Below are 26,318 nucleotides of genomic sequence, written 5' to 3'. Positions count from 1 at the left end.
TGTATCGGAATACCAGAGACCGTCGCCCGTGGGCGGCGATGCGTCAGTCGAACTCTTCGATCCCCTGCAGACGCACCTGCTCCAGGTCGAGCCGCGCCGAGATCCGCCTCACCACGAGGTCGTCGACCCTGCCCGATCGACGGAGCCCCAGCAGCACCTCGCGCTTGCGATCGATCAGCGCGAGCTTGAGCCGCGTGTGCTCGTCGTGGCGCACGAGCGGCGACCGCTGCATGACGTCGACGTCGGGCGACGTGGCGATCATCTGCAGGGTCCTGACCTCGCCCTCCGCGCCGTCGTCGCCGAGCGCGGCGTCGCCGTCGGTGACCGCCGCATTCATGCCCGACGGGGAATCCGCTCCCCCGATCCCCGTGACGACGCGCGCACCACCCGTGCCGCTGCCGCCGAGCGGGTCGGGCTCGTCGAGCATCTCGTCGAGGGCGCGCGCCTCGGCATCCACGATCGCCTGCTCTCTGGCGAGCGCTCGCGCGTTCGAGAACTCGAGCATCTGGTAGCCCTCGGCGCGCACCTTGTCGCGGATCTCCTGCCCGACGCCGTGCTCCGCGGCCAGATCGTCGAGAGCGGCGAGGGCCGCGCCCGAGATGGTGCGCTCGGCGAGCTCGTACTCCTCGTCTTCCGCATGATCGACGGGGAACCGCGCCCACCGCACGATCGCAGGAAGGAGCGGTGCCTGCACCAGGAGGCTGAGCAGGATCACGCCCGCCGTGACGAACACGATCTGGTCGCGACCGGCGAGCTCGCCGCCGGTGGAGCTCGCCGCCGGGACCGAGAGCGCGATCGCCAGAGACACGGCCCCCCGCATGCCCGCCACCGTCGAGACCGCACGCGCGCGGGAGCGCGCCCCGCGGGTCTGCCCGGCTCCGGGCTGCCGCTGGAACACCGCGTTGAGCAGCTGGAAGACATAGCGGACGACGAGCAACGTGACCCACACGGCGAGAGTGACCAGCACGAGGCGCCCGATCGCGGCAGCCGAGATCTCGTGCACCACGAACTGCACCTCGAGCCCGATCAGCACGAACAGGGCGCCGTTGAGCAGGAACACGCCGAACGGCCACGCGGCGTCGGCCTGGCGGCGGGAGGATGCCGTCGTCACCCGCGGCGACACGTAGGCGACGATCAGACCGGCCACCACGACGGACAGCACTCCGGACGCGTGCACGATCTCGGCGAGCAGGAACGAGGTGAACGGGATGAGGAGCAGCGTGACGTTGATCACGACCGTGCGCGACGTGCGCCGCAGCAGCAGATACCCGAGCGCCGCGACCACGACGCCCGCGGCGACCCCTCCGACGTACGAGATGAGCACCGACAGGGTGACCGACCACGGAGTGATGTTGCCGCCCAGCGCGAGCGAGACCGCGATGGCGTACAGCACGAGCGCGGTGCCGTCGTTGGTGAGGCTCTCCGCCTTGAGCTTCATGAACATGCGGCGCGGCAGCAGACGTCCGAGCGCCGCGACGGCGGTGGCGTCGGGAGGGGCGACCGCGGCGCCGAGGATGAGCGCGATCTCCCACGGGATGCCGAACAGCACGCCGATGCCGGCGACCGCGAACGCGGACGCGACGACGAGCAGCGTGCTCATCGGGAGGATGTAGGGGAAGTCACGGCGGATCGACCGCAGCGACGTCGTGAGGCTCTCCCAGAACAGCATCACCGGGAGGAACAGGAGCAGGACCGTCTCGGGCGGCAGCTGGATCTCGCGCAACTGCGGGACGAAGCCCCACGCGAGTCCGAGGATGACGAGCACGAGCGGCAGAGCGAGGCGGATACGGGGAGCGAGCAGCGCTCCGACGAGGATCGTGAGTCCGATCAGGACGGTTACTTCGAGGCCTTCCATCCCTACCTCCCAACAGCGTCAGGAGAAGGATATTCCTCGCGGGGCCGATCTGGTCCTGATCAGCCGATCTGCTCCGTCAGCTCGAACCAGCGCAGCTCGAGCTCCTCGATCTCCGCCTCCTGCTCGCCGATCTTCTTCATGCGATCTCCGAGGCCCGCGTAGTCAGACTGATCGTGGTCGGCGAGCGCGTGCTTGGCCTTGTCGACCTGGTCGGTGAGCTTCTGGATCCGACGCTCCAGCGACGAGACCTCCTTCTGGGCCGCGCGCAGCTCGGCGCCGTCGAGACCGGACGGGGCCGCCGCGGCATCCGTCTTCGCCGCGGTCGCCGGGGTGGTGTCCTGCAGCTGACGGAGACGCAGGTACTCGTCGACGCCGCCGGGAAGGTGACGCAGCCGGCCGTCGAGGATCGCGTACTGCTGATCCGTGACCCGCTCGAGGAAGTACCGGTCATGGCTGACGACGAGGAGGGTTCCGGACCACGAGTCGAGGAGGTCCTCGATCGCCGCGAGCATGTCGGTGTCCATGTCGTTGGTCGGCTCGTCGAGGATCAGCACGTTGGGCTGATCGAGCAGCACGAGGAGGAGCTGCAGCCGTCGCTGCTGGCCTCCCGAGAGGTCCTTCACCGGGGTGGAGAGCTGCGCCGACGAGAACCCCAGACGTTCGAGCAGCTGCCCCGGCGTGAGATCCTGCGCCTTCGAGCCGGTCCCCATCGTGTACGAGGTGCGGAGACCGGAGATCACGACACGCACCGGATCGTTCCAGTGCTGCTCGAGCTCGTCGAGGCGCTGCGTCAGGGTCTTCACCTTGACCGTGGTGCCGCGCTTGATGCGGCCCTCGGTCGGTTCGACGGTGCCCGAGATCAGTCCGAGGAGGGTCGACTTGCCGGCGCCGTTCACCCCCAGGATGCCGGTGCGCTCGCCCGGCGCGATGCGCCACTCGACGTCGGACAGCACGCGCTTCGTGCCGCCGTCCTCTGTCGGGTACGCGACCCCCACGTCGAGCAGGTCCACGACGTCCTTGCCGAGGCGCGATACGGCGAGCGACTGCAACGACACGGTGTCACGGATCTCCGGTACGTCGGCGATGAGCTCGTTGGCGGCCTCGATGCGGAACTTCGGCTTGCTCGTGCGGGCGGGGGCGCCGCGGCGCAGCCAGGCCAGTTCCTTGCGCGCGAGGTTCTGCCGCTTGGCCTCGGTGGCCGCCGCCATGCGATCGCGCTCCACGCGCTGCAGGATGTACGCCGCGTAGCCGCCCTCGAAGGGCTCGACGATGCGGTCGTGCACCTCCCAGGTCTCGGTGCAGATCTCGTCGAGGAACCACCGGTCGTGGGTGACGACGAGCAGCGCGCCGGAGTTCGCCGCCCAGCGCCGCTTCAGGTGTCCGGCGAGCCAGGTGATCGCCTCGACGTCGAGGTGGTTGGTCGGCTCGTCGAGGGCGATGACGTCCCAGTCCCCCGCGAGCAACTTCGCGAGCGACACCCGCCGGCGCTGTCCTCCGCTGAGGGAGCCGATCCGCGCATCCCACGGCAGATCCGCGAGGAGTCCGGCGATCACATCGCGCACCCGCGCGTCGCCCGCCCACTCGTGCTCGGGGGTGTCGCCCACCACCGCCTCGGCGATCGTGACGTCGTCGCCGAGGGTGTCCGCCTGCGAGAGGACGCCGATCGTGGTGCCGCCGCGCACCGTGACGCGGCCGGAATCGGGCTCCTTGGTGCCGGCGAGCATGCCGAGCAGACTCGACTTGCCGTCGCCGTTGCGGCCGACTATGCCGATGCGGTCGCCCTCCTCGATGCCGAGGGTCACGGAGTCGAAGACGACCCTGGTCGGATATTCGAGGTGCAGGGCTTCAGCCCCGAGAAGATGTGCCATGTCGTCTTCCAGGGTAGTCGCGCGGGACGCCGCCGCCGCGCGGGCTGGTCAGTCGCCCGCGGTCGCGGTGATCTGCGCGATCCAGTCGACGGCCGCCAGCGCCTCGCGCCGCTGGAAACCCCGCAGCGCGTCCATCCCCGGGGGCGCAGGCCATCGGCACTTCTCGAACCACCCGCCCCCGATCGCGGCGAGGAGCGAGATGTGGTCGGCTGTGGCCGAGCCGTCGAACACCGGGTGAGAACGCAACGACTCGACATCGGCTGCGGGGTCCTCCACCCGCAGGTCGAGGAGATACAGGAGGGCGTCCTCCCACCCTGCTCCGCGAGCAGCCCACGGCCAGTCGAGCAGCCGGGCGCATCCGGCTCTGTCGATCAGGATGTTGTCCGCGCGGAGATCGCCGTGCACCAACCGCTCCCCCGCAACCGCAGACCCGACGCGTCCCGCATGCTCCTGAAGGAGAGCGACGTTCTCGATGCACCACGGGGTGGTCGTGCCGAGGAGGTCAGCGCGTGCCAGCCGCTTCCACGAGCCCGCATCCTCGGCGAGTTCGTCGGCGAGACGCGGGAGAGACGCGGGAGGTTCCGCAGCGGCGAGCGCGGCGATCGCGTCGAGCACGAGGGCGGTGTCGAGCGGCGAGTCCTTCCGCGGATGCCGGCCGTCGACGTCCTCGATCGTGAGCACCGCCCAGTGGTCGTCGTCGAACGCGTCGATGAGGTGGGCCGCGGGCAGGTCACGCGGGATCATCCGCAGGATGTCCGCCTCGCGTCGATAGAGATCGAAAGTGCCGGAAGACGATGCATGCACCGCCTTGACGAAGCACCGTTGCCCATCGGCGAAGAACACACGCGATGCCAGGCCTGCGGAGAAGCCACCGTGTTGGGTGCGAGCCTCTTCGACCGTCGACCCAGCGGACCGCTCGACGCGCCTGCGGACGTCGGAGGGGAGTTCCGACCACTCAAGACGCACCATCGGGCCACCCTATCGAGCATCGGGCGCTGCGCCGCATCACCGCGCTCCTGCCGCGCGGGACGAAGATCCGGTATTCCGCGAATAGCAAGTCGAATCTTTGTTCGAATGTCGGTGGTCGGTGGTTCACTGAGGTCATGTCAGCTCTCCTCGACGCAACGGACTCGCAGATGGCGGCGCTCGCCGGCCTCGTCGAGACACTGCGCGTCGCGGATCAGACGCTGGCCGCGATGCAGGCGGCGCGCGATGGACTGCTCGCGGTCGCCGGCAAGCTCGCGATCGACATAGCGAGGCAGAGCGAGCACCCTGACGGTGGAGACCACGCGATCCGGTCGGTCGCGGCGGAGATCGGAGCCGTGCAGCGGGTGAGCGACCGCACCGTCGAGCGTCGTATCGCCGACGCGACACTGCTCGTCGACCAGTTCCCGACCGTCTGGGCGGCGCAGGGCGCCGGCCGACTGAGTGCGGCCCACGCGCGGGCGATCGTCGACGCCGGCGCACACCTCGTCGACGATGCCGATCGCGCGGCATACGCCGCGGTCATGATCCCGCTTGCCGAGGCTGAATCGCCGAACCGCCTCCGACCGCTCGCCCGCCGCGTCGCCGAACGTTTCCACACTCGCTCGGTGGATGACCGGCACCGGGACGCACGCTCCGCCCGCCGAGTGTGGATCACCGACAGCGAAGACGGTATGGCCGACCTGCACCTGCATGCTCCGGCGGTGCTGGTTCATGGCATGTTCGATCGGCTGTCGCAAGCGGCGCACGCCCTGCGCGACGAGAACCGCCGAGCCTCGCGCGCCGCGGCTCGAGAAGGGACCGAGCACGACGGCGATGAACGGACTGTGGACGAGATCCGCGCCGACCTGCTCACCGACCTCGTGCTCACGGGTGCGCCCTCCGGACATGACACGACCGACGGGATGCTGGGGGCGATCCAGGCTCGCGTGGACATCACGGTGCCCGTGCTGACTCTCATCGGTGGCGGCGCGGTGGACGCCGCGGGATCGCCGCCCGCCGAGCTGGACGGCGTGATCCCCGTGGATGCCGAGACCGCCCGTGTCCTCGCCGGGAGCGCCTCGGGATGGACCCGCGTTCTCACCCATCCTGTGAATGGACAGATGCTGGCCGTCGACCGGTACCGACCGACCGAGCACCTCCGACGGCACCTGCGCGTCCGCGACCAGCGCTGCCGCTTCCCGGGTTGCCGAATCGCCGCCCGCAAATGCGACCTCGACCACAATCACGACGCGGCGACCGGAGGTCCGACGTGCGACAGCAATCTGGCGCACTTCTGCCGACGCCATCACGTACTGAAACACCACTCCCCCTGGCACGTGGAGCAGGTGCACGGCGGCGTGCTGCGCTGGACGAGTCCCACCGGTCGGACCTACATCGACACCCCACCCACGCCGAACACGGTCGTGTTCCGACAAGCCGACGATGTCGCGGCGATGCGCGACACGGACGGCGCTCCAGTGATGAACGACTCCGAGCCTGCGGGGACGGCCGCCCGTATCTGGGCGAGGATTCCGGTCGCGGCACCCTTCTGACGCAGACCGCCGACCGCAAGATGTCGAGTGTCGAGAATCCCTGCCTCACGGCGCAGAAAAGCCGCCCGGGTCGAGTGACCCGGGCGGCTCCTTCAGCACCCGAAGATACTGCTGTACGAGAAAGTACAGGTGTGCGAGTGATTACTGGTACGACTTCACGATCTCGAGCAGGCTCGGGACGTTGGCGTACGCCTCAGCGGCGTTCTCCTTGGTGACGATCACCGGGTCGAGCAGGTAGGCCGGGACGACCTTCTTGCCGTTGTCGTACTGCTCGGTGTCGTTGACGTCGACCTCTTCGCCCTTCTGAAGCTGGCCGACCATCTTGATCGACTGCTCGACGAGGAGCGTGGTGTCCTTATTGATCGTGGAGTACTGGATGCCCTCCATGATCGACTTCACGGACTCGACCTCGGAGTCCTGACCCGTGACGACCGGCACCGGCTTGCCCGCCTGCTGCACCGACGTGATGATCGCGCGGGCGAGCGTGTCGTTCGGGGAGAGGACGCCGTCGAGCGTCTCGGAGCCGTACGACGAGGTGAGCAGCGAGTCCATACGGCGCTGGGCGTTCTCCGGCTTCCAGCCCTCGGTCGCGGTCTGCGCGATCTCGGTCTGGCCCGACACGACGTTCAGCGTGCCGTCATCGATCTTCGGCTGGAGAACCTCCATGGCGCCGTCGAAGAACACGGCCGAGTTCGCGTCGTCGGGCGAACCCGAGAACAGCTCGATGTTGTACGGCGCCTCGTGACCCGCACGCTCGGCGAGACCGTCGAGCAGAGCCTGCCCCTGCAGCTGACCGACCTTGAAGTTGTCGAAGGCGACGTAGTAGTCGACGGCTTCGGTGTTCTCGATCAGACGGTCGTACGCGATGACGGTGACGCCGGCGTCGCGGGCTGCCTCAACCTGCGTCGCGAGCTGCTTGCCGTCCTTCGCGCCGATGATGATGACCTTCGCACCACCGGTGACCATGGCCTGGATCTGGTTCTGCTGCTCGGCGACCGTGTTGCTGGCCGGCGCGTACTGCACGTCGGCCTTGAAGCCGGCCTTCTCGAGACCGTCGGTGAACAGCTGGCCTGCGAGGACCCAGTTCTCCGAGGTCTTGTCCGGCAGCGCGACACCGATCGTGGCATCCGCGGCGAAGCCCTTGCTGGCCTCGTCGCCCGAACCGCCGGTGTCGCCGCCGCGCTCCGACGAGCACCCGGTGAGGGCGAATGCGCCTGCGACGACAAGCGCTGTCGCCGACAGAAGAATCTTCTTCATGTGATCTCTTTCTCTGGTGTGTGAAGGTCTCGTCACGCGTGCGAACGCGAGTCGACCCTTACTTTCCGCGCGTCTCGTCGACGGCGGGGGCTTCGTACTTCTGGTTCGTGGGGTAGTTCGTCTTCGAGGGATCGAACGTGTCGGTCGCCGGATCCTGTCTGCGGGCGGAACGGCGAGTGAGGAACCCGATGATGGAGGGGCGGCCCTGCTGCTTGTTCCAGACGTCGACACCGACGGCGAACAGGAGCACGAGGCCCTTGATCATCGAGACCACGTCGGCACCGGCGCCGAGCAGCGCGAGTCCGTTGTTGAGGAAGGCCATCACGAGACCACCGATGATCGACCCGATCACGGTGCCGATACCTCCGGAGACCGCGGCGCCACCGATGAAGACCGAGGCGATCGCGTCGAGCTCCCACCCGTTGCCGTCCTGCGGGCCCGAGGCGGTGGCGCGGGAGACGTAGATCATGCCGGCCAGCGACGCGAGCACGGACATGTTCATCATCACGAAGAAGTCGACCCAGCGGTCCTTCACGCCCGAGAGGCGAGCGGCCTGGCGGTTGCCGCCGACCGCGTAGATGTGACGGCCGAAGACCGTGTTGTTCGTGAGGAACGAGTAGAGGATGACGAGGGCGAGCAGGATCACACCCGAGACCGGGAAGCTCGTGCCCTCACGGCCGGTCGCGAACAGCCAGCCCGCGATGAGGATGACCGCCGAGATCAGCACGACCTTGGTGATGCTCACCCAGGTCGGCGCCATCTCGGACCCCATCTTGCGCTGCGCGCGGCGCAGGCGGATCTCGGAGAAGACGATGACGGCGACCCCGATGAGCGCCAGGACCATCGTGAGCACGTTGAACGGGACGGGGATGAACGGCAGCTCGGGCAGGTAGCCGGCGCCGATCACCCGGAACCCGTCGGGGACGGGCACCGACTGCGAGTCGCCGACCCACTGGTTGGCGCCGCGGAAGAACAGCATGCCCGCGAGCGTCACGATGAACGCCGGCACCCCGACGTACGCCACCCAGAACCCCTGCCATGCGCCGACGAGCACGCCCACGCCGAGGCCGAGCAGCACCGCCAGCGGCCAGGGCAGCTGCCAGTCGGCCATGGCCTTCGCGACCACGATGCCGGTGAAGGCGGCGACCGACCCGACCGACAGGTCGATGTGGCCCATGATGATGACCATCACCATGCCGATCGCGAGGATCAGGATGTAGGAGTACTGGTTGACGACGTTGATCAGGTTGCCCGACGACAGCGTCAGGCCCTGCCCCTTGAGAATCCAGGTGAGCACCTGGAAGACGACGAGGATGACGACGAGACTTCCCAGGATGCCGAACTGGCGGAGCGTGGACTGGCCGCCTCCGAACATCTTGGTGATGTCCTTGAAGTGGAATCCGCTCTTCGCGGGGGTGGATTCGGTGGTCATGCGGATGCTTTCTGAGTCGCGGAGGTCATGCTGCGCATGAGGGCCTCGGGTGTTGCCTGGTCGGCCGGGATGCAGTCGGTGACCCGACCTTCGAAGACGGTGTAGATGCGGTCGGAGATACCGAGGAGCTCGGGCAGTTCGGACGAGATCACGATGACGCCCTTGCCCTGGGAGGCCAGCTCGTTGATGATCGCGTAGATCTCGTACTTGGCTCCGACGTCGATGCCGCGGGTCGGCTCGTCGAGGATCAGCAGGTCGGGGTCGGTGAACATCCACTTCGCCAGCACGACCTTCTGCTGGTTGCCGCCGGACAGCTTGCCGACGCCCTCCTCCACCGACGGCGTCTTGATGCGCAGCGCCTTGCGGTAGCGCTCGGCGACCGAGAACTCCTCCCGCTCGTTCACCACGCCGCGGTGGGCGATCTTCGACAGCTTGGCGGCGACGACAGAGCGCTTGATCGTGTCGAGCAGGTTGAGCCCGAGCACCTTGCGGTCTTCACTGACATAGGCGAGCCCGTGCTTGATCGCGGACGCGACATCGGGGATCACGACCTCCTGGCCGTCTTTGATGATCGTCCCGGACTGGAAGTTGCCGTAGGAGCGGCCGAACAGGCTCATCATGAACTCGGTACGACCGGCGCCCATGAGGCCGGCGATGCCCACGACCTCACCGCGGCGCACGTCGATGCTCGATCCCTTGACGACCATGCGCTCAGCGACCGACGGGTGCTGCACCCACCAGTCCTTGACCTCGAAGAAGACCTCGCCGATCTCGGGCGTGCGGTCGGGGTACCGGCTCTCGAGCGAGCGGCCCACCATCCCGCGGATGATGCGGTCCTCGTTGATCTCGCCGCGCGAGATGTCGAGCGTCTCGACGGTGCGGCCGTCGCGGATGATCGTGATCTCGTCGGCGATCTGCTCGATCTCGTTGAGCTTGTGGCTGATGATGATCGAGGCGATGCCCTTGGCCTTGAGCCCGAGGATCAGGTCGAGCAGATGCTGCGAGTCGTTCTCGTTGAGAGCGGCGGTCGGCTCGTCGAGGATCAGCAGCTTGACGTCCTTGTTGAGCGCCTTCGCGATCTCGATGAGCTGCTGCTTGCCGACGCCGAGGGTCTTGATCGCGACGTCGGGGTCCTCCTTCAGGCCGACGCGGGCGAGCAGTTCGATCGCGCGCTGCTTCTGCGCCTGCCAGTCGATGCGGCCGAAGCGACGGATCTCGTTGCCGAGGAAGATGTTCTCCGTGACGGAGAGCTCGGGGATCAGCGCGAGTTCCTGGTGGATGATCGCGATGCCCGCCTGCTCGCTGGCCGCGATGTCGCGGAAGCGCTGCTCCTCGCCGTACAGCAGGATGTCGCCGTCGTAGGAGCCGTACGGGTACACGCCCGAGAGCACCTTCATGAGGGTGGACTTCCCTGCGCCGTTCTCGCCGCAGATCGCGTGGATCTCTCCGGCGCGGACGGTGATGGAGACGTCAGACAGCGCCTTGACTCCCGGGAACTCCTTGGTGATGCTGCGCATCTCCAGGATGGGGCCAGACACGACCGGCAACGTTGCTGTGGTGCTCACGGATCTTCCTCGCTACGTGCGGTCACTGTCGATGTGACCGTTCACATTGGTACATAGTCTACGCTCGCTGAGTCGGTGTCAAGACCGCGACGCGAATTGTTCGCTTATCGAGCTGCGGCCGATTCCCGGGTCCGCAGCGTCGTCTGCAGCGACCCGAACACGGGCGGATCCTCCCCGCGGATCTGCGCCAGCAGCAGCCGCACCGCACGGCGCCCGAGCTCGGGGAAGTCCTGGTGCACGGTGGTCAGCGTCGGCGCGACATGTGCCGAGACGGGAATGTCATCGAACCCCACGACGCTCACGTCCTCGGGCACGCGGATGCCGGCATCCCGGAACCCGTGCATGAGCCCGATGGCCATCTGGTCGTTGGCCACGAAGATCGCCGTGAAGTCACGCCGGCGCGCCAGCTCCTGCCCCGCGAAGTAGCCGAAGTCGGCTGTCCAATCGCCGCGGATGGGCGGGAAGGTCGGCAGGTCCGCCTCGCGGAGCGCCTCGAGGTATCCGCGCATGCGCGACTCCGCCTCGATCCAGTCCTGCGGCCCCGCCAGGTGAATGATGTCGCTGTGCCCGAGCGCGATGAGATGCTCGGTGGCGGTGCGGGCGCCGGCGACCTGGTCGGCCGACAGGCTCACGCCGTCGGATCCCGAGGCGGTCTGCAGCGAGACGAAGGGCGTATCGCTCGCCATGGCTCTCAGCACGTGGAAGACCCTGACCTGCGGCGCGAGCACGACGATCCCGTCGACCTGCTCGCGCGCGAGCTGGCGCAGGGCGCTGCCGATCGCCTCGGGCGAGGTCGCGGACAGGTTCAGCGTCGAGACCGAGTACCCCTCCTCGCGCGCGGCATCCTCGATGCCCACGATCGACGAGGTGGGACCGAACTCCCCCACGGTAGCCGACAGGATGCCGAGCATGTTCGACTTGCTCGTGACGAGCGCGCGAGCGGCGAGATTCGGCCGGTAGTCGAGCACCGAGATCGCATCGAGCACCTTGGCCTTGGTCTCCGGGCGGATGCTGGGGTGATCGTTGAGCACACGCGAGACGGTCTGATGCGAGACCCCGGCGAGACGTGCGACATCGCGGATGCTCGGCATCCTGGCACGCTCGGAGGCAGTCGACACCGCAGGCCTCCTCGCATGTGCACGGTCACATCGTCACACCATTATGTATCCGCGCGAGCGTGAACGCACTTCGATGACGCCGTGGGCTCCCCTCCGCGAGCGTCGACGGTGCCAGCCGTCAGGCGACGATCCGCGCGCCGGCGACCGGACCGTGCACGTGCAGCGCGTCGATCCCGCGATCGTCGAGCGACGCCTGCACTGCCCGCGCGGCATCCGCACTCGCGCAGAGCAGCGCGACGGTCGGCCCTGAGCCCGACACGATGCCCTGCAGCGCGCCCGCATGGATGCCGCGGAGGATCGTCGTCTCCAGTTCCGGCCGCTCGTGCAGGGCGGCCTCCTGCAGGTCGTTGTAGATGCTCTCGGAGAGCAGTTCCGGATCGCCCGACCGGAGCGCCTGCAGCACCGGGATGGGCACGTCGAGGGACAGCGGCGGGTCGTCGGCCAGGGCGCCCTCGTCTTCGCGCAGCGCATCGAGCCGCGCGTAGACCAGCGGCGTCGAGAGCCCCTCGTCGCTCGGCACGAGCACCCAGTCGAAGCGGCCGCGCGCGAGAGCGGGGTTCAGCTGGTCGCCGCGGCCGGTGCCCACTGCGGTGCCGCCGTGCAGCGCGAACGGCACGTCAGCGCCCAGTCGAGCCGCGAGCTCGTGCAGCCGGGCCGTCGAGAAGCCGGTGCCCCAGAGGGCGTCGCACGCGACGAGGGCCGCCGCCGCATCCGCCGATCCCCCGCCCATACCTCCCGCGACCGGCACGCTCTTGCGGATCTCGAGCGCGACGCCGCCGTGGTAGTCGGCCGCCGCGGCGAGCAGCTTGGCCGCGCGCATCGCGAGGTTGCGGTCGTCCAGCGGCACGGTGTCCGGGTCGTCGACCCCGGACACCGTCAGCGAGAAGTCGTCGGCGTGCCGGGCGATGACGTCCTCGTAGAGCGAGACCGCCTGGAACACCGTCGCCAGCGCGTGGTATCCGTCGTCATGACGGCCGCCCACGCCGAGGTAGACGTTGATCTTGCCCGGTGCACGCACGTGCACGGACTCGACGGGGGCGGCGAACGTCATGACGGGGCCGTCAGAGCTCGGTGGAGGTCGCCCAGAGGTCGACGTCGATCGAACCGGAGAGTTCGTCGATGCGCGACAGCTCCGCGTCGGTGAAGGCGGGACCGTTCACGGCCGCGATGTTCTCGTCGAGCTGCTCCGGGCGCGAGGCGCCGATGAGCGCGGAGGCGACGACGGGGGTGCGGAGGGTCCACTGCAGCGCGAGCTGCGCGAGAGACTGGCCGCGCTCGCGAGCGATCTCGTTCAGCGAGCGCAGGATCTGCAGCGCCTCCTCGCCGAGCGGAGCGTCCGGCAGCGATCCGCGCTTCTGCGCGCGATCGGCCGTGCCGTCGCCGAGGTACTTGTCGGTGAGCAGCCCCTGGGCGAGCGGTGTGAAGGCGATCGCGCCGAGACCGGACTGCTCGAGAGTCTCGGTCAGACCGTCCTCCACCCAGCGGTTGAGGATGGAGTAGGCGGGCTGGTGGATGACGAGCGGCGTGCCCAGATCCTTCGCGACGGCGACGGCCTCCGCCGTGCGCTCGGCGCTGTACGACGAGATGCCGACGTACAGGGCCTTGCCCTGGCGCACGAGAGTGTCGAGCGCGCCGACCGTCTCGGCGATCGGCGTGACGGGGTCGACACGGTGCGAGTAGAAGATGTCGACGTAGTCCAGACCCATGCGGGTGAGCGACTGCTCGGCGCTCGCGAGGATGTACTTGCGGCTCGCGAAGTCGCCGTACGGGCCCGGCCACATGTCCCACCCGGCCTTCGACGAGATGATGAGCTCGTCGCGGTACGGGCGGAAGTCCTCGGCGAAGATGCGGCCGAAGTTCTTCTCGGCCGAGCCGTACGGCGGTCCGTAGTTGTTGGCGAGGTCGAAGTGGGTGATGCCTCGGTCGAACGCGTGGCGCAGCAGCGTGCGCTGGTTGTCGAGCGGGATGTTGTCGCCGAAGTTCCACCACAGACCCAGCGAGATCGGCGGCAGGTACAGACCGGACGAGCCGACCTGACGGTACTCGAACTGCTGGTAGCGGCCCTCGTCGGCGGCGTACGGGCGGTGGAGTTCTGGAACGTTCGGGCGGAAGCGAGGAGAGTCGGTCACGGTGCCAGATTAGTCCGTGGCGGCCGGCGCGCCGAGCTCGACGACCTGCTGCGCAACACGCTGGTAGTCGTCGACCGTGAGGTCCTCGCCGCGTGCGGTCGGCGCCACGCCCGCCGCGACGAGGGCATCGGAGGCGGCGGTCGAGCTGCCGAACACGCCGGACAGGGCCTGACGAAGCATCTTGCGGCGCTGGTTGAACGCGGCATCCACGATCTGGAAGGTGCGTCGGCGCTCCTCCTCCGAACCGCGCTCGCCCTCGGAGCGGTCGAACCCGACGAGCAGGCTGTCGACATTCGGCACCGGCCAGAACACCTGACGCGAGACGGTGCCGGCGAGTCTCCACTCGCCGTACCAGGCCGCCTTGACGCTCGGCGACCCGTAGATCTTCGACCCCGGCTTCGCTGCGAGACGCTCTGCCACCTCGGCCTGCACCATCACGACCCCGCGCTGCAGGTAGGGGAACGTCTCGAGGAAGTGCAGCAGCACCGGTACCGACACGTTGTACGGCAGATTCGCGACCAGCACCGTCGGCTCGCCGGGAAGCTCCGTCACGCGCATGGCGTCGGCATCCACCACCGTCAGACGGTCCGGCTCCACGCCGTGGTCGACCGCCGTCTGCGGCAGCCGGGCCGCGAGACGATGGTCGATCTCGACGGCCGTCACCGCTGCTCCCGTCTCGAGGATGGCCAGCGTGAGAGAGCCGAGCCCCGGGCCGATCTCGACGACGCGCTCCTCGGCATCCACCCGCGCCGCCTGCACGATCTTGCGGACCGTGTTCGCGTCGACCACGAAGTTCTGGCCGAGCTTCTTCGTGGGGGTGACGTCGAGCTCGGCCGCGAGGCGACGGATCTCGGTGGCGCCGAGGAGGGTGACGGTCATTGGTCCATTCTCCCCCACCCCGCAGCGCGCCTCAGTCGTCGTCGAACGAGCCGTAGACGCCCAGGGTGTTGGCGGCGAGCTGTGCGGAGAGCTCGTCGACGTCCAGCCCCAGCTCCGCGGCCATGAAGCGCACGGTGATCGGCACGAGGTACGGCGCGTTCGGACGCCCGCGCAGCGGGGTCGGGGTGAGGAACGGCGCGTCGGTCTCGACGAGGATGCGGTCGAGCGGCGTGACCTTCAGGGCGTCCCGCAGATTCTGGGCGTTCTTGAACGTCACATTGCCCGCGAACGACAGGTGGTAGCCGGCTTCGGCGCACACCCTGGCCATCGCGTCGTCGCCCGAGAAGCAGTGGAACACCGTCTTCTCCGGCGCCCCGACACGGGTCAGCGTCTCGAGCACCGCCTCGTGCGCGTCACGGTCGTGGATCTGCATCGCGATGCCGTGCTTCTTCGCGAGAGCGATGTGCGCCTCGAACGAGGTGAACTGCGCGTCTCGGCGCTCGGGCTCGGTGCGGAAGAAGTCGAGCCCGGTCTCGCCGATCGCCCGCGTGCGCGGGTGCGCGGCGAGCTCGTCGACGACCGCGATGGCCTCGTCGAGTCGCCCCTCCTCGGCGTACGTCGGGGCGTCGTTGGGATGGATGGCCACAGCCGCGAGCACGCGGCGATCGGATGCCGCAGCCTCCACCGCCCATCGCGAGGACTCGATGTCGCCCGACGCCTGGACGACGCCCGCGATGCCGACGGCCTCGGCCCGGTCGAGCTGCTCGGTCAGCGACAGCGGTTCGTCGCCGTCGAGGATCTCGAGATGCGCGTGATTGTCGTACACGGCGACGGCGAGGGGCTCGGGAGCCGCGGGGTACCGCAGATCCCTGCGCCCGTCGCCGTCACGCCGCTGCACGTATGTGTCCGGCACGGCAGCTCTCCGTCAGGCCTGCTCGACGCGCGGGAACAGCGGGGCGAGCCCGTTGACGCTGGTGCCGGGCTTCAGCGCACCCCACGCGCCCGCCTCGCGGATCGGCTGGTCCTGCAGACGGCCGAGGCTCTCGGCCGCGCCCAGGGCGATCCACAGCTTCTCGGTCGACTGCGGCATCACGGGCGACAGCAGCACGGCGAGCGCGCGGAGTCCTTCGGCACACGTGTAGAGCACGGTGCCCAGGCGCTCGCGCTGCGCATCGTCCCCCGCGGCGGCCTGCTTGGCCAGTGCCCACGGCTCGTTCGCCGTGATGTAGCCGTTGAGCGCGTCGACGACGGTCCAGATGGCGCGGATCGCCTCGTCGATGCGGAACTGCTCGATCGCGGCATCCGCATCCGTCGTCGCGCGCGCGACGAGACGCTGGATCACCAGGTCGCCCTCGAGATACTCCCCCGGCGGCGGCACGACGCCCTCGAAGTACTTCTCGATCATCGCCGTCGTGCGCGAGGCGAGGTTCCCGAACCCGTTCGCGAGCTCCGCCTGGTAGCGCGCGGCGAGGTCCTCCCACGAGAACGAGCCGTCCTGACCGAAGGCGATCGCCGAGAGGAAGTAGAAGCGGTACGCGTCGGATCCGAAGACATCGGTGATCTCGGTCGGCGCGATACCGGTGAGCTTCGACTTCGACATCTTCTCGCCGCCGACCAGCAGCCAGCCGTGCGCGAAGACGCCCTTCGGCACGTCGAGTCCCGCCGCCATCAGCATGGCCGGCCAGATCACGGCGTGGAAGCGGAGGATGTCCTTGCCGACCACGTGATACGCCGGCCAGCGACGGTCGAACGTCTCGGGGTCGTCGCCGTATCCGACGGCTGTCGCGTAGTTGAGCAGCGCGTCGACCCACACGTAGATGACGTGCGAGCTGTCCCACGGCACCTCGATGCCCCAGTCGAACGCCGACCGCGAGATCGACAGGTCCTTGAGTCCCTGCCGCACGAACGAGACGACCTCGTTGCGCGCGGACTCGGGACGGATGAAGTCGGGCTGCGTCTTGTAGAGCTCGAGGAGGCGGTCCTGGAACTCGCTGAGCTTGAAGAAGTAATTCTTCTCCTGCAGCAGCTCCAGCGGCTTCGAGTGGATCGCGCACACCTTCAGCCCCTCGAAGGGGCCGGTGCCGTCGAGGATCTCGGACTCCGGCTTGAACTCCTCGCAGCCGACGCAGTACAGCGCCTCGTACTCGCCCGCGTAGATGTAGCCGCGGTCGTAGATCGCCTGCACGAACTTCTTCACGCGCTCCTCATGGCGCTCCTGCGTCGTGCGGATGAAGTCGTCGTTCGCGACGTCGAGGGTCTCGAGCAGCGGGAACCACGCCTCGGCCACGAGCTTGTCGACCCACTCCTGAGGCGTGACGCCGTTCGCGGCGGCGGCGCGGAGCATCTTCTGACCGTGCTCGTCGGTGCCCGTCAGCATCCACGTGTCGTCGCCGCCCTGACGGTGCCAACGCGCGAGCGCGTCGACCGCCACCGAGGTGTATCCGTGGCCGATGTGAGGCACGTCGGACGGGTAGTAGATGGGCGTCGTGATGTAGAAGGATTCGCCTGCGGGCATGGAGCAATTCTAGGCGCGATGCCGGGGGCGGTTACGCCGCGGCGGCGGGCCTCAGCCGACGGTCACCTGCACGCGGTGCCAGCCCTGGGCGCCGTCCGGGGCCGGTGCCGCCGGCTCGGAGGTCTGCGTGTCGCCCTCGGCGCTCACCGCGCGGCACTCGATGGTGTGCGTACCCGCCTCGGCGGTCCACGGCAGACGCCACTGCACCCAGGTGTCGGCGGAGATGGCGGTCGCGAGCTCGGCCGCCTGCCACGGCCCGTCGTCGACGCGCACCTCGACGCCCTCGACGCCGACGTGCTGCTGCCAGGCCATGCCCGCGATCACCGTGTCTCCGGGCTCCACGCTCTGACTGCGCCGCGGCACGTCGATGCGGGACTGCAGCTTGATCGGCCCGCGGTCCGACCAGCCGCGGGTCGTCCAGTACGCGGTCGCCCGGTCGAACCGCGTGACCTCGAGATCCGTCACCCACTTCGTCGCCGACACGTACCCGTAGAGGCCGGGGACGACCATCCGCACCGGGAAGCCGTGTTCGAGGGGCAGCGGGTCGCCGTTCATGCCGACGGCGAGCAGCGCGTCGCGGTCGTCGGTCAGCGCCTCGATCGGCGTGGAGGCCGTGAAGCCGTCGGACGACGTGGAGAGCACCATGTCAGCATCGGGGTCGACCCCGGCCCGCGCCAGGAGCTCGCGCACCGGGTGACCCAGCCAACGGGCGTTCCCGATGAGATCGCCGCCCACCGGGTTCGACACGCACGCCAGGGTCACGTGCGACTCCTGCATCGGCAGTGAGAGCAGTTCGTCCCAGCCGATCTCGACCTCGCGCTCCACCATCCCGTGAATGCGCAGCCGCCAGTCGGCCGGGTCGATACGGGGCACGATCAGGGCGGTGTCGATGCGGTAGAACTCGGCGTTGGGCGTGACGACCGGGGCGAGACCCTGGATGCCGAGGTCGGCACCCGCCGCGACGGGGGCGGCGGGCCGGGCGGGCTGCGGCAGGCGGAGCGCGGAGCGCACCGCCTCGATCGACCGCGTCGCGCCGCGAGCGACGCCCGCGATGAGGAGCGCGGCGACGCCGGTCGCCGCGACACCGGCGGTCCACAGCAGGAAGCGGCGACGCTCCTCCGGCTCGGTGCGGACATACGGGATCGGCTGCACCGTGCGCATGAGCAGCCGCAGCGCCACCACGGCGACGACGGCCGCGATCAGTCCGGGCAGCCATGCGAACGGCCCGGCACCCGGCCGGATCATCGCGACGACGAGGGCCAGCGCCCCGAGCGCGCCGAGGACCACCGACCCGAGCGCCGCCCGGCGTGCCTCGAGGATGCCGGCGAGGGCGGCCACCACGGCGAGCACGATGGCGATGCCGGTGATCAGGGCCGCCTTGTCGCCCGTGCCGAACAGGGCGATCGCGGCATCCTTCGCCCAGCTGGGTGCGAGATCGATGAGCCCGCCGCCGATCACGGCCATCGGACTCGCCGCAGGCTCGACGACAGCCGCGACGAGTTCGCCGGCGCCCACGGCGACCGCCGCCGCGCTGAGTCCTGCGGCCGCCGCGCGCAGACGGCTGCCGCGGCGCGCGGTCATCGCATGGCTCATGGACCGAGCGTAACCCCGGCGCGGCCGTCCGAGGGCCGTGCAGCCCCCGGACGACCGACCGTCAGAGCGCGTTGCGGCGCGCGACCTCTCCCAGCCACGCGAGCGACGGCTTCGGCGAACGGGCGAACGTCTCGCGGTCGAAGCCGATCAGGCCGAAGGTCGGGCCGTAGCCGCTCGCCCACTCGTAGTTGTCGAGCGCGCTCCAGTGCTGGTAGCCGCGCACGTCGATGCCGTCCGCGATCGCGCGGTGCAGCCCCTCCAGGGCACCCTGCGTGTACGCGACGCGACGGGTGTCGTCGCCCGTGGCGATGCCGTTCTCAGTCACGAGCACGGGTACGCCGCCGCTGCGTTCCCACGCACTGCGGACGCCGAGCTCCAGCGCGGCCGGGAAGAACTCCCATCCGGTGAGCGTGGTCTCGACGTCGGCCGCGACGGGGCGCGGACCCTCCGGGCCGATGAACGTGCGGGTGTAGGCCTGCACGCCGACGAAGTCGTCGCCGGCGGACTGCTCCAGGTACCAGTGGTCGCGGGGGTCGCCGTACTCGGCCAGCATCTCGTCGGCGCCCGGTTCCCCGGTCGAGTGGAACGCCTGCGTGGCGATCGTCCACCCCGCCTGGATGCCGGACCGGGAATGCAGGATGTCCGACGCGCGGTGGTGCGCGTCGAGCAGCGTGTCCGCCACCGCGAGGTCGGGGTTGGGGAGGCCGTAGGCCACGAGGTTCGCGGCATCCTCACCCCCGGCGAGCATGGCGGCGATGTTCGGCTCGTTGATCGTGCAGACGTACGTGACGTCGTCGAGGATCGGGAGCACCGTCTCGACGTACCGCCCGAACAGGTCCACGGCGTCGGACGCTCGCCAGAAGCCGTCCTTCTGGAACCACTGCGGCACCGTGAAGTGCATGAGCGTCACGGTCGGGTCGAGACCGTTGTCGCGGGCGGTGTCGATCATGCGCCGGTAGTGGTCGAGCATGGCGCGCGACACGAAGCCGCGCTCCGGCTCGATCCGGGCCCACTCCACCGAGAACCGGTAGGAGTTGAGCCCGGCCTCCGCGAGCAGACGCATGTCCTCCGGATACCGGTGGAAGTGGTCCGCGGCGTCGCCGGACGGCTCCACCATCGGCGACCCCGGAGCGTGCTCCATGACCCACCAGTTGCTGGTCGTGTTGTTCCCCTCCACCTGATGGGCTGCGGTGGCAGCGCCCCAGAGAAAGCCGTCAGGGAATGCGAGCACGAGTGCTCCTTTCGATAGTGCGGGTGGTTCTGTTCAGCGTTCGGCGCGCGCGGGGTTGGGCACCGCATCGAGCAGCTGGACCGTGTACGGGTCCTCCGGATGCTGCAGCACCTGAGCGGTCTCGCCGCGCTCGACGACGCGACCGCCGTTGAGCACGAGGATGTTCTCGGTCACCAGACGCGCGCTCAGCAGGTCGTGCGTGATGTAGAGCATGCTGATGCCCCACCGCTCACGCAGGTCCTCCAGGAGCGCGAGCACCCCCGCCCGCAGCGAGACGTCGAGCATCGACACCGGCTCGTCGGCGATCAGCACCTGCGGATCGCTGGCGAGGGCCCGCGCGATCACCACGCGTTGACGCTGACCGCCGGACAGCTGATGCGGGAGTTTCGCCGCGAACTGCTCGACCGGCGTCAGGCCGACCGTCTCGAGGAGCTCGAGCACGCGCGCCCGCGCCTCGGCTCCGCGCAGGGCGGTGTAGTTGCGCACCGGTCGACTGAGGGTGTACTCGACCGTGTGCAGCGGGTTCAGCGCCGCGTACGGGTCCTGGAACACCATCTGCACGTCCTTGCGGAGGTCACGCAGACCCCTGCGTCGCAGTGAGGCGACGTCGACGTCGCCGAAGCGCACCGATCCGTCCGTGGGCTTCTCGACTCCGGTGATGAGCTTCGCGATCGTGGACTTGCCCGAGCCGGACGCCCCGACGAGCGCGAGCGCCTCGCCCGGCTCCAGCCGGAACGACACGTCGTCGACCGCCGTGACGGGCTTCTCGCCGCGCCGGCGGGCGGGGTAGACCTTCGACACGCCCTGCAGCACGATCGCGGCATCCGCCCGACGCGTGTCGCGCTGCGAGACCGTCGGCACCGTCTCGGTGACGTCGGTGCGCGCGCGACCCTCGCGGCGGCGCGTGCCCAGATCGACGAAGCCGGGGATCGAGATCGACTCAGCGCGGGGATCGGCGTAGTGGCTGAGGAGCATCCTCGTGTACTCGTCCTGCGGACGGTGCAGGATGTCGAGGCTCGGCGCGTCCTCGACGATCCGCCCCTCGTGCATCACCATGACGCGGTCGGTCGCCTCGAGCACGATGCCGAGGTCGTGGCTGATGAGGATCGCCGTGAACCCCTCGCTGCGCTGCAGGTCCTTGATGGTGTCCATGACCGCGTGCTGCACGAGCACGTCGAGCGCCGTGGTCGGCTCGTCGAACACCATGAGCTGGGGTTCCAGCGACAGGGCGAGCGCGATCGAGGCGCGCTGCCGCATACCGCCGGAGAGCTCGCCGGGGTAGCTCGCCAGCACGCTCGGATCGAGACCGACCTTGCCGACCAGCTCCCGCGCCCTGGCATCGCGGTCGTCTCCGGCGACATGGCCGTGCGCGGCGAAGATGTCGCTGAAGTGGTCGCCGACCCTGCGCACGGGGTTCAGCGCGTTCATGCCCGACTGCAGCACCATCGCGAAGCCGCCCTGGCGCTGACGGCGCAGCTCCTCGGCGTCCAGCTCGCGGATGTCGCGTCCTCCGAAGAGGATGCGTCCGGCGCTGATGCGAGCCGGCGGCTTCTGCAGGCGGGTGAGGGCGAAGCCGAGGGTCGACTTGCCCGACCCTGACTCCCCCACGAGCCCCACGAATTCGCCTCGACGCAGGGTGAACGACACGTCGTCCACGGCGGCCACGGGGGCGACGCCCGGAGAGGCGTACTCGACGGAGAGGGATTCGACCTGCAGCAGGACGTCGTTCTCGATCACGGCGTTCTCGGTCATGGCGCTCATCGGCCCTTCCCTTCGCGGAGGCGCGGATTCGAGATACCGTCCACGCCGAAGTTGATGAGTGTGAGGCTCAGCGCCAGCAGCGCGATGCAGAGTCCGGGCGCGAACAGGAGCAGCCACTGCCCGGTGAGCAGCGAGTTGGAGTTCTGCGCCCAGTAGAGCATCGTGCCCCAGCTGACGATGCTGGAGTCGCCGAGACCCAGGAACTCGAGCCCGGCCTCCGCGAGGATCGCCGCGGTCGCCGCACCGAACAGGGTGCCGGCGATGATCGACGTCATGTTCGGCAGGATCTCGCGGAACACGATGCGCGCCGGGCTGTCGCCCGAGAACTGCGCCGACGCGACGAAGTCGTTGCCCCGCAGCGACTGCGTCTGGCTGCGGAGCACGCGTGCGCCCCACGCCCAACCGGTGATCACGATCACCGCGATGATCATGAGGATGCCGCCGTTCTGCAGGTACGCCGCGATGACGATCATGAGGGGCAGTCCGGGGATCACGAGGAAGAGGTTCACGATGAAGCCGATCACCTCACCGGCGAAGCCGCGGATGTAGCCCCAGCTGAGGCCGATCAGCACGGCCACGACGGTGGACAGGATGCCGGCGGCGAGTCCGACCAGCAGACTGACCTGCGAGCCGTAGATGAGCTGGCTGAGGACGTCCTCCCCTGCGGCGGTCGTGCCCAGCCAGTGCGCGGGCGACGCGTCGGCGTTGCGCTCGAAGCTGTTGTCCTTCGCTCCGTACGGCGCCAGCAGCGGCGCGAACACGGCGACCAGCACGAACAGCCCGAGGATGATGAGACCGAGCCGCGCCTTGCCGTTCGACCACAGCGTGCCGACCATCCTGGCGAACGCGCGCCAGGGGCTGGGTGCCGCGATCCGGTCGGTGGGGACCTTGACGTTCATGGTGGAGGTCATCGGCGAGTCCTCGGGTCGAGTGCCCCGTAGAGGATGTCCACGAGGAAGTTGGCGATGAGCACGCTCACGGTGATCATCAGGAAGAGCGCCTGCATGAGCGGGTAGTCCTGCCCGATCACGGCGTTGAAGAGCAGGTACCCGATACCGGGGTACTGGAACACCTGCTCCACGAGGATCGATCCGCCGACCACGCCTCCGAGCGTGAGGCCGAAGCCGGTGAGGTTCGGCAGGATCGCGTTGCGGGCGGCGTAGCGGAGGGCGATCGTGCGGCCGCGCAGGCCGTTGGCCTCCGCGAAGGTCACGTAGTCCTCCCCGAGCGTGTTGATCATGGCGTTGCGCATGCCGATGATCCAGCCGCCGAGTGATGTCAGCAGGATCGTCAGGGCGGGCAGCACCGCGTGCCGCAGCAGGTCGGCGAGGAAGTCGCCGGTGAACCCGGGCGTCGTGGTCGCCGCGTACGCCCCGGTCGTCGGGAACCAGTGCAGCACGTAGCCGAGGAAGAAGAGCAGCAGCAGGGCCGTCCAGAAGTACGGGAAGGTGCTGAGGAAGGACCCGGTCAGCGTCGGCAGCGTGTCGAGCCAGGTGCCGCGACGCCAGGCCGCCGTGACGCCGATCAGCGTGCCGATCGCGAACGCGAGCACCGTGACGATCCCGACGAGGCCGATCGTGTACGGCAGCGCGGTCGAGACCATGCTCGAGACGCTCTGCGGGTAGAACGTGTACGAGACGCCGAAGTCGAGTCGGACGACCTGCCCGAGGTAGGCCACGTACTGGTCCCACAGCGATCCGGTCGGGACGCCGAGCTGTGCCTCGATCGCACGCCGCGTCGCATCCGACACGGGACCGTTCTGCGAGAGCTTCGCGATCGCGGCATCCGCCGGGGACCCCGGCATCATGCGAGGCAGGAAGAAGTTCAGGGTGACCGCGGCCCACAGGGTGAGCACGAACAGGCCGAGCTTCTGGAGGACGTACTTCACTTGTCGTCTCCCTTCACGCGCTCGAGCTTCGTGAAGATCAGCAGCGGTGCCGAGTCGTAGTTCTGCGGGATCATGTACGGGTCCTCGGCGCTGGGCCATCCGGTGAACTTCGCGTCGTTGAACAGTCCCCAGATACCGCCGTAGTACATGCCGATCACGGGGAGCTCGTCGTAGACGATCCCCTGCAGCTCGTGCACGATCTCCGTCTGGCGGGCGGGATCGATCGTCTCGCGGTACTCGGCCAGCAGCGCGTCGGCCTCGTCGGAGCGATAGCGCTCGAAGTTGTTGGCGGTCTGCTCGCCGGACGGCACGTAGAACTCGCTGGAGAGCAGGTTGTTGTAGGCCTGGTACGGGTCGCCACCGCCCATTCCGCCGATCGCCATCTCGAAGTCGCCGTTGCTGATGGCGCTCTGGTAGCCGGCGGGCTGCGGGAGTTTCAGGGTGACCTTCACGCCGACGTCGGCGAGCTGGCGCTGCACGGTCTGCGCGGCGCGGGTCCAGTCGGAGTAGCCGTTCGCGGTGGTGAGCGCGAACTCCAGCTGCTCGCCGTCCTGGCCGACGAGGCGGTCGCCGTCGAGCGTGTAGCCCGACTCGGCGAAGGCAGCCAGCGCGGCCTCCCTGTCCTGCGTGATCATGCCGCCGTCGGGGATGGACGGGTCGAGGTACTCCTCCTGATTGGGGAGGATGAGGCCGGTCTGCCCGGCCGGCTGCATGTACCCCTCGGAGGCCGTCTCGGCGATCTCGTCGCGGTTCAGCGCGAGCGCGATGCCGCGGCGCACGTTGACGTCGTCGAACGGGGCGACCTCGAGGTTCGGGAGCAGCGCGATCACGCCGCCCGGCGGGAACCACCAGGTGTTGTGCTCGCTCGCGGCGCCCCATGTGCCCTCGACGTCGGAGATGAACGAGTACGACCAGTCGTACCCGCGCGTGACCGTGTCGAGCTGCGTGTTCGTCGCTGGCAGGATGATGTGCTCGATCTGGATCTTGTCGGCCTGCCAGTAGTCGGGGTTCTTGTCCATCGAGTACTGCTGGTCGTTGTAGTTGCCGAGCACGAACGGTCCGGTGCCGACCGGCTCCTCGTTGCGGAACGTGCCGGGGTCCTTCACGTCGGACCAGATGTGCTCCGGCACGATCATGGTGAGGCCGAGGATCGACAGCGACGGCGCATCGTCGCCCTGCAGGTGCATGATCACGTCGTCGCCTGAGGTCTCGACCGACTCGAGGTGCTGCCAGGCGCCCTTGATGTCGAGCGAGGGGTTCTCCTTGAGCAGCTGGAACGTGAAGGCGACGTCCTCGGGGGTGAGCTGCTCGCCGTCACTCCACTCGACGTCGTCGCGGATGGTCATGACGACGGTCCGCGCGTCGGGCTGCGACCAGGACTCGGCCAGCCACGGGTTGAGCGTGTTGTCGAGTGGGTTCACGAGGATGAGCGGCTCGTAGATCCAGCGCGACGCCGTGCGCGTGTTGGTCAGGTAGGGGTTGAAGTTCCGCGTGAAGAACGGATTCCCCTTGTCGGCGTTGATCAGCATCGTGTCGTCGCCGATCGACGGGTCGGGCTGCGAGCTGATCTGGATGCTGCAGCCGCTGAGCACCACGGCCGCTGCCGCCAGTCCCACGATCGCCGCCCTGCGCCAGCGTCGGAGCATGTGCGTCTTCGCCACACTGCCACCTCATGTCGTCTCTGTCATGAAGGGGTCCCGCGGTTCGGGACGCCCTGCGGCCGAGGCCGCATGAGCGATTGTAAGCGCATACATTTTGCGGATGCAACCCCTTGACGCCCTCGGCGCCGGGGACCGCGGGCGATCGACGCTCGTCAGCTCCGCGGCTCGCGGAGGGCGTCGACCATGCTCCGCAGGGCCTGCAGCGCGGCGGTGCGCTGAGCGTCCGTGAGCCCCGACAGCATCCTCAGCTCGACCGACCGCACTGCGGCGCTGGCGGCGTCGAGGCTCCTCTGCCCGCGGTCCGTGAGCTGTGCCGGGAGCGCCTTCCCCACCTCAGCCTCCCGCGGTCGGGAGACGAAGCCGTCGCGCTCGAGCGCCTGCAGGAGGACGTTCATCGACTGCCGCGTCACGAAGGCGCCCCGCGCGAGCTCGGAGTTGGTGAGGCCGGGGCGCTGCGCCAGCAGTTCGAGGCAGGAGTAGTGCGTGATGGTCATCCCGAGCGGGCGGAGCACGTCTTCCATCGCCGCACGGAGAGCACTCGACGCCTCCTTGAGGAGGTAGCCGAGGGAGGTGTCGAGATCGATGCCGTCTTGACGCATGTCAGTATTCTGACATAGGGTCAAGCGTGTCAGATAACTGACACACTTCTCTCCCCGAAAGGCTCATCATGCCCGCCACCGGCCCCGATTTCCTCTCCCTCCAGGTGCACGACCTGGCAGCGAGCCAAGCCTTCTACGAGCGCTACCTCGGCCTCGTGCGCTCCCCTGCCGGCCCGCCGCACGCCGTGGTCTTCGACACCGCGCCGATCGCGTTCGCGCTGCGCGACATCGTCGAGGGCACCGACATCGACGCCGGCCCCCACCCGGGCATCGGCGCCGCGATCTGGCTGCACGCGACCGACGTGCAGGAGATCCACGACGGGCTCGCGGCCGACGGGCACGCCATCGTCGCGGCTCCCATCGACGGCCCGTTCGGGCGCACCTTCACGTTCGCCGATCCCGACGGGTACCGGATCACGCTGCACGACCGCGTCTGACCCGCGCCGGA

21 protein-coding genes are annotated in these 26,318 nt (G+C 68.9%); 2 read left to right on the top strand and 19 right to left on the bottom strand.

Annotated elements, in window-relative coordinates:
* Positions 1–43 precede the first annotated feature (43 nt).
* Genes MRBLWO14_RS14905 through MRBLWO14_RS14895 form a run of 3 tightly spaced genes read right to left on the bottom strand, consistent with a single transcriptional unit; the run spans position 44 to position 4,692 of the window.
* Positions 44–1,855: a Na+/H+ antiporter gene (locus MRBLWO14_RS14905; protein ID WP_341933894.1), complete on the bottom strand. Its 1,812-nt coding sequence runs from the start codon at positions 1,853–1,855 to the stop codon at positions 44–46.
* Positions 1,856–1,914: 59 nt separating this feature from the next.
* A complete protein-coding gene (locus MRBLWO14_RS14900; RefSeq protein ID WP_341933893.1) occupies positions 1,915–3,723 on the bottom strand; it encodes an ABC-F family ATP-binding cassette domain-containing protein in 1,809 nt (602 codons plus the stop codon).
* A gap of 48 nt (positions 3,724–3,771) precedes the next feature.
* Positions 3,772–4,692: a phosphotransferase gene (locus MRBLWO14_RS14895; protein ID WP_341933892.1), complete on the bottom strand. Its 921-nt coding sequence runs from the start codon at positions 4,690–4,692 to the stop codon at positions 3,772–3,774.
* Between the two features lie 134 nt (positions 4,693–4,826).
* On the opposite strand from MRBLWO14_RS14895, the gene MRBLWO14_RS14890 reads away from it, so the two are divergent.
* On the top strand, positions 4,827–6,242 hold the full coding sequence (locus tag MRBLWO14_RS14890; protein ID WP_341933891.1) for a DUF222 domain-containing protein: 1,416 nt from the start codon (positions 4,827–4,829) through the stop codon (positions 6,240–6,242).
* Between the two features lie 141 nt (positions 6,243–6,383).
* Here the strand turns inward: MRBLWO14_RS14890 and MRBLWO14_RS14885 are convergent, their stop codons facing one another.
* From MRBLWO14_RS14885 to MRBLWO14_RS14810, 16 genes are all read right to left on the bottom strand, one after another.
* Positions 6,384–7,499 carry a sugar-binding protein gene (locus MRBLWO14_RS14885; protein ID WP_341933890.1) on the bottom strand — a complete coding sequence of 372 codons (1,116 nt, stop codon included), beginning with the start codon at positions 7,497–7,499 and terminating at the stop codon, positions 6,384–6,386.
* 58 nt (positions 7,500–7,557) lie between these two features.
* Complete coding sequence (gene mmsB / locus MRBLWO14_RS14880) at positions 7,558–8,931, bottom strand: multiple monosaccharide ABC transporter permease (protein ID WP_341933889.1); 1,374 nt, start codon at positions 8,929–8,931, stop codon at positions 7,558–7,560.
* Positions 8,928–10,448, bottom strand: a complete 1,521-nt coding sequence (gene mmsA, locus MRBLWO14_RS14875; protein WP_341936209.1) for a multiple monosaccharide ABC transporter ATP-binding protein — start codon at positions 10,446–10,448, stop codon at positions 8,928–8,930. Before mmsA ends, mmsB begins: the two co-directional genes overlap by 4 nt.
* A gap of 152 nt (positions 10,449–10,600) precedes the next feature.
* On the bottom strand, positions 10,601–11,587 hold the full coding sequence (locus tag MRBLWO14_RS14870; RefSeq protein ID WP_341936208.1) for a LacI family DNA-binding transcriptional regulator: 987 nt from the start codon (positions 11,585–11,587) through the stop codon (positions 10,601–10,603).
* Positions 11,588–11,732: 145 nt separating this feature from the next.
* Positions 11,733–12,665: a 4-(cytidine 5'-diphospho)-2-C-methyl-D-erythritol kinase gene (locus MRBLWO14_RS14865; RefSeq protein ID WP_341933888.1), complete on the bottom strand. Its 933-nt coding sequence runs from the start codon at positions 12,663–12,665 to the stop codon at positions 11,733–11,735.
* Positions 12,666–12,675: 10 nt separating this feature from the next.
* Positions 12,676–13,743: an aldo/keto reductase gene (locus MRBLWO14_RS14860; RefSeq protein ID WP_341933887.1), complete on the bottom strand. Its 1,068-nt coding sequence runs from the start codon at positions 13,741–13,743 to the stop codon at positions 12,676–12,678.
* A gap of 9 nt (positions 13,744–13,752) precedes the next feature.
* Complete coding sequence (gene rsmA, locus MRBLWO14_RS14855; RefSeq protein ID WP_341933886.1) at positions 13,753–14,622, bottom strand: 16S rRNA (adenine(1518)-N(6)/adenine(1519)-N(6))-dimethyltransferase RsmA; 870 nt, start codon at positions 14,620–14,622, stop codon at positions 13,753–13,755.
* A 31-nt stretch (positions 14,623–14,653) separates the two neighbouring features.
* The gene (locus MRBLWO14_RS14850) at positions 14,654–15,535 is read right to left on the bottom strand and encodes a TatD family hydrolase (RefSeq protein WP_341933885.1); all 882 of its coding nucleotides are present in this window, start codon (positions 15,533–15,535) and stop codon (positions 14,654–14,656) included.
* A 12-nt stretch (positions 15,536–15,547) separates the two neighbouring features.
* The gene (metG, locus tag MRBLWO14_RS14845) at positions 15,548–17,137 is read right to left on the bottom strand and encodes a methionine--tRNA ligase (RefSeq protein WP_341933884.1); all 1,590 of its coding nucleotides are present in this window, start codon (positions 17,135–17,137) and stop codon (positions 15,548–15,550) included.
* A gap of 51 nt (positions 17,138–17,188) precedes the next feature.
* Complete coding sequence (locus tag MRBLWO14_RS14840) at positions 17,189–18,730, bottom strand: molybdopterin-dependent oxidoreductase (protein WP_341933883.1); 1,542 nt, start codon at positions 18,728–18,730, stop codon at positions 17,189–17,191.
* A gap of 61 nt (positions 18,731–18,791) precedes the next feature.
* A complete protein-coding gene (locus MRBLWO14_RS14835; RefSeq protein WP_341933882.1) occupies positions 18,792–19,961 on the bottom strand; it encodes a family 1 glycosylhydrolase in 1,170 nt (389 codons plus the stop codon).
* Between the two features lie 33 nt (positions 19,962–19,994).
* Positions 19,995–21,722 carry an ABC transporter ATP-binding protein gene (locus tag MRBLWO14_RS14830; protein WP_341933881.1) on the bottom strand — a complete coding sequence of 576 codons (1,728 nt, stop codon included), beginning with the start codon at positions 21,720–21,722 and terminating at the stop codon, positions 19,995–19,997.
* Positions 21,719–22,633 carry an ABC transporter permease gene (locus tag MRBLWO14_RS14825; protein ID WP_341933880.1) on the bottom strand — a complete coding sequence of 305 codons (915 nt, stop codon included), beginning with the start codon at positions 22,631–22,633 and terminating at the stop codon, positions 21,719–21,721. The genes MRBLWO14_RS14830 and MRBLWO14_RS14825 overlap by 4 nt, the downstream gene beginning before the upstream one ends.
* Positions 22,630–23,610: an ABC transporter permease gene (locus MRBLWO14_RS14820; RefSeq protein WP_341933879.1), complete on the bottom strand. Its 981-nt coding sequence runs from the start codon at positions 23,608–23,610 to the stop codon at positions 22,630–22,632. The genes MRBLWO14_RS14825 and MRBLWO14_RS14820 overlap by 4 nt, the downstream gene beginning before the upstream one ends.
* Positions 23,607–25,271 carry an ABC transporter substrate-binding protein gene (locus tag MRBLWO14_RS14815; RefSeq protein ID WP_341933878.1) on the bottom strand — a complete coding sequence of 555 codons (1,665 nt, stop codon included), beginning with the start codon at positions 25,269–25,271 and terminating at the stop codon, positions 23,607–23,609. The genes MRBLWO14_RS14820 and MRBLWO14_RS14815 overlap by 4 nt, the downstream gene beginning before the upstream one ends.
* A gap of 152 nt (positions 25,272–25,423) precedes the next feature.
* Positions 25,424–25,870 (bottom strand): MarR family transcriptional regulator, encoded by a 447-nt coding sequence (locus MRBLWO14_RS14810; RefSeq protein WP_341933877.1) that lies wholly within the window; start codon positions 25,868–25,870, stop codon positions 25,424–25,426.
* A 68-nt stretch (positions 25,871–25,938) separates the two neighbouring features.
* On the opposite strand from MRBLWO14_RS14810, the gene MRBLWO14_RS14805 reads away from it, so the two are divergent.
* Positions 25,939–26,307 carry a VOC family protein gene (locus MRBLWO14_RS14805; protein WP_341933876.1) on the top strand — a complete coding sequence of 123 codons (369 nt, stop codon included), beginning with the start codon at positions 25,939–25,941 and terminating at the stop codon, positions 26,305–26,307.
* Positions 26,308–26,318: the final 11 nt, after the last annotated feature.

The sequence above is a fragment of the Microbacterium sp. LWO14-1.2 genome, from assembly GCF_038397715.1.
In the GTDB taxonomy this organism is placed as follows: domain Bacteria; phylum Actinomycetota; class Actinomycetes; order Actinomycetales; family Microbacteriaceae; genus Microbacterium.
This window is presented reverse-complemented; position numbering and strand designations above follow the sequence as displayed.

What these genes read in the sequence shown, in the direction of transcription:
- MRBLWO14_RS14900 (WP_341933893.1), bottom strand. Translation starts at nt 3,723, where the DNA reads ATGGCACATCTTCTCGGGGCTGAAGCCCTGCACCTCGAATATCCGACC.
- metG (WP_341933884.1), bottom strand. Translation starts at nt 17,137, where the DNA reads ATGCCCGCAGGCGAATCCTTCTACATCACGACGCCCATCTACTACCCG.
- MRBLWO14_RS14885 (WP_341933890.1), bottom strand. Translation starts at nt 7,499, where the DNA reads ATGAAGAAGATTCTTCTGTCGGCGACAGCGCTTGTCGTCGCAGGCGCA.
- MRBLWO14_RS14830 (WP_341933881.1), bottom strand. Translation starts at nt 21,722, where the DNA reads ATGAGCGCCATGACCGAGAACGCCGTGATCGAGAACGACGTCCTGCTG.
- MRBLWO14_RS14895 (WP_341933892.1), bottom strand. Translation starts at nt 4,692, where the DNA reads ATGGTGCGTCTTGAGTGGTCGGAACTCCCCTCCGACGTCCGCAGGCGC.
- MRBLWO14_RS14865 (WP_341933888.1), bottom strand. Translation starts at nt 12,665, where the DNA reads ATGACGTTCGCCGCCCCCGTCGAGTCCGTGCACGTGCGTGCACCGGGC.
- MRBLWO14_RS14870 (WP_341936208.1), bottom strand. Translation starts at nt 11,587, where the DNA reads ATGCCGAGCATCCGCGATGTCGCACGTCTCGCCGGGGTCTCGCATCAG.
- MRBLWO14_RS14840 (WP_341933883.1), bottom strand. Translation starts at nt 18,730, where the DNA reads ATGAGCCATGCGATGACCGCGCGCCGCGGCAGCCGTCTGCGCGCGGCG.
- rsmA (WP_341933886.1), bottom strand. Translation starts at nt 14,622, where the DNA reads ATGACCGTCACCCTCCTCGGCGCCACCGAGATCCGTCGCCTCGCGGCC.
- MRBLWO14_RS14810 (WP_341933877.1), bottom strand. Translation starts at nt 25,870, where the DNA reads ATGCGTCAAGACGGCATCGATCTCGACACCTCCCTCGGCTACCTCCTC.
- MRBLWO14_RS14825 (WP_341933880.1), bottom strand. Translation starts at nt 22,633, where the DNA reads ATGACCTCCACCATGAACGTCAAGGTCCCCACCGACCGGATCGCGGCA.
- MRBLWO14_RS14890 (WP_341933891.1), top strand. Translation starts at nt 4,827, where the DNA reads ATGTCAGCTCTCCTCGACGCAACGGACTCGCAGATGGCGGCGCTCGCC.
- mmsB (WP_341933889.1), bottom strand. Translation starts at nt 8,931, where the DNA reads ATGACCACCGAATCCACCCCCGCGAAGAGCGGATTCCACTTCAAGGAC.
- MRBLWO14_RS14805 (WP_341933876.1), top strand. Translation starts at nt 25,939, where the DNA reads ATGCCCGCCACCGGCCCCGATTTCCTCTCCCTCCAGGTGCACGACCTG.
- MRBLWO14_RS14905 (WP_341933894.1), bottom strand. Translation starts at nt 1,855, where the DNA reads ATGGAAGGCCTCGAAGTAACCGTCCTGATCGGACTCACGATCCTCGTC.
- mmsA (WP_341936209.1), bottom strand. Translation starts at nt 10,448, where the DNA reads ATGCGCAGCATCACCAAGGAGTTCCCGGGAGTCAAGGCGCTGTCTGAC.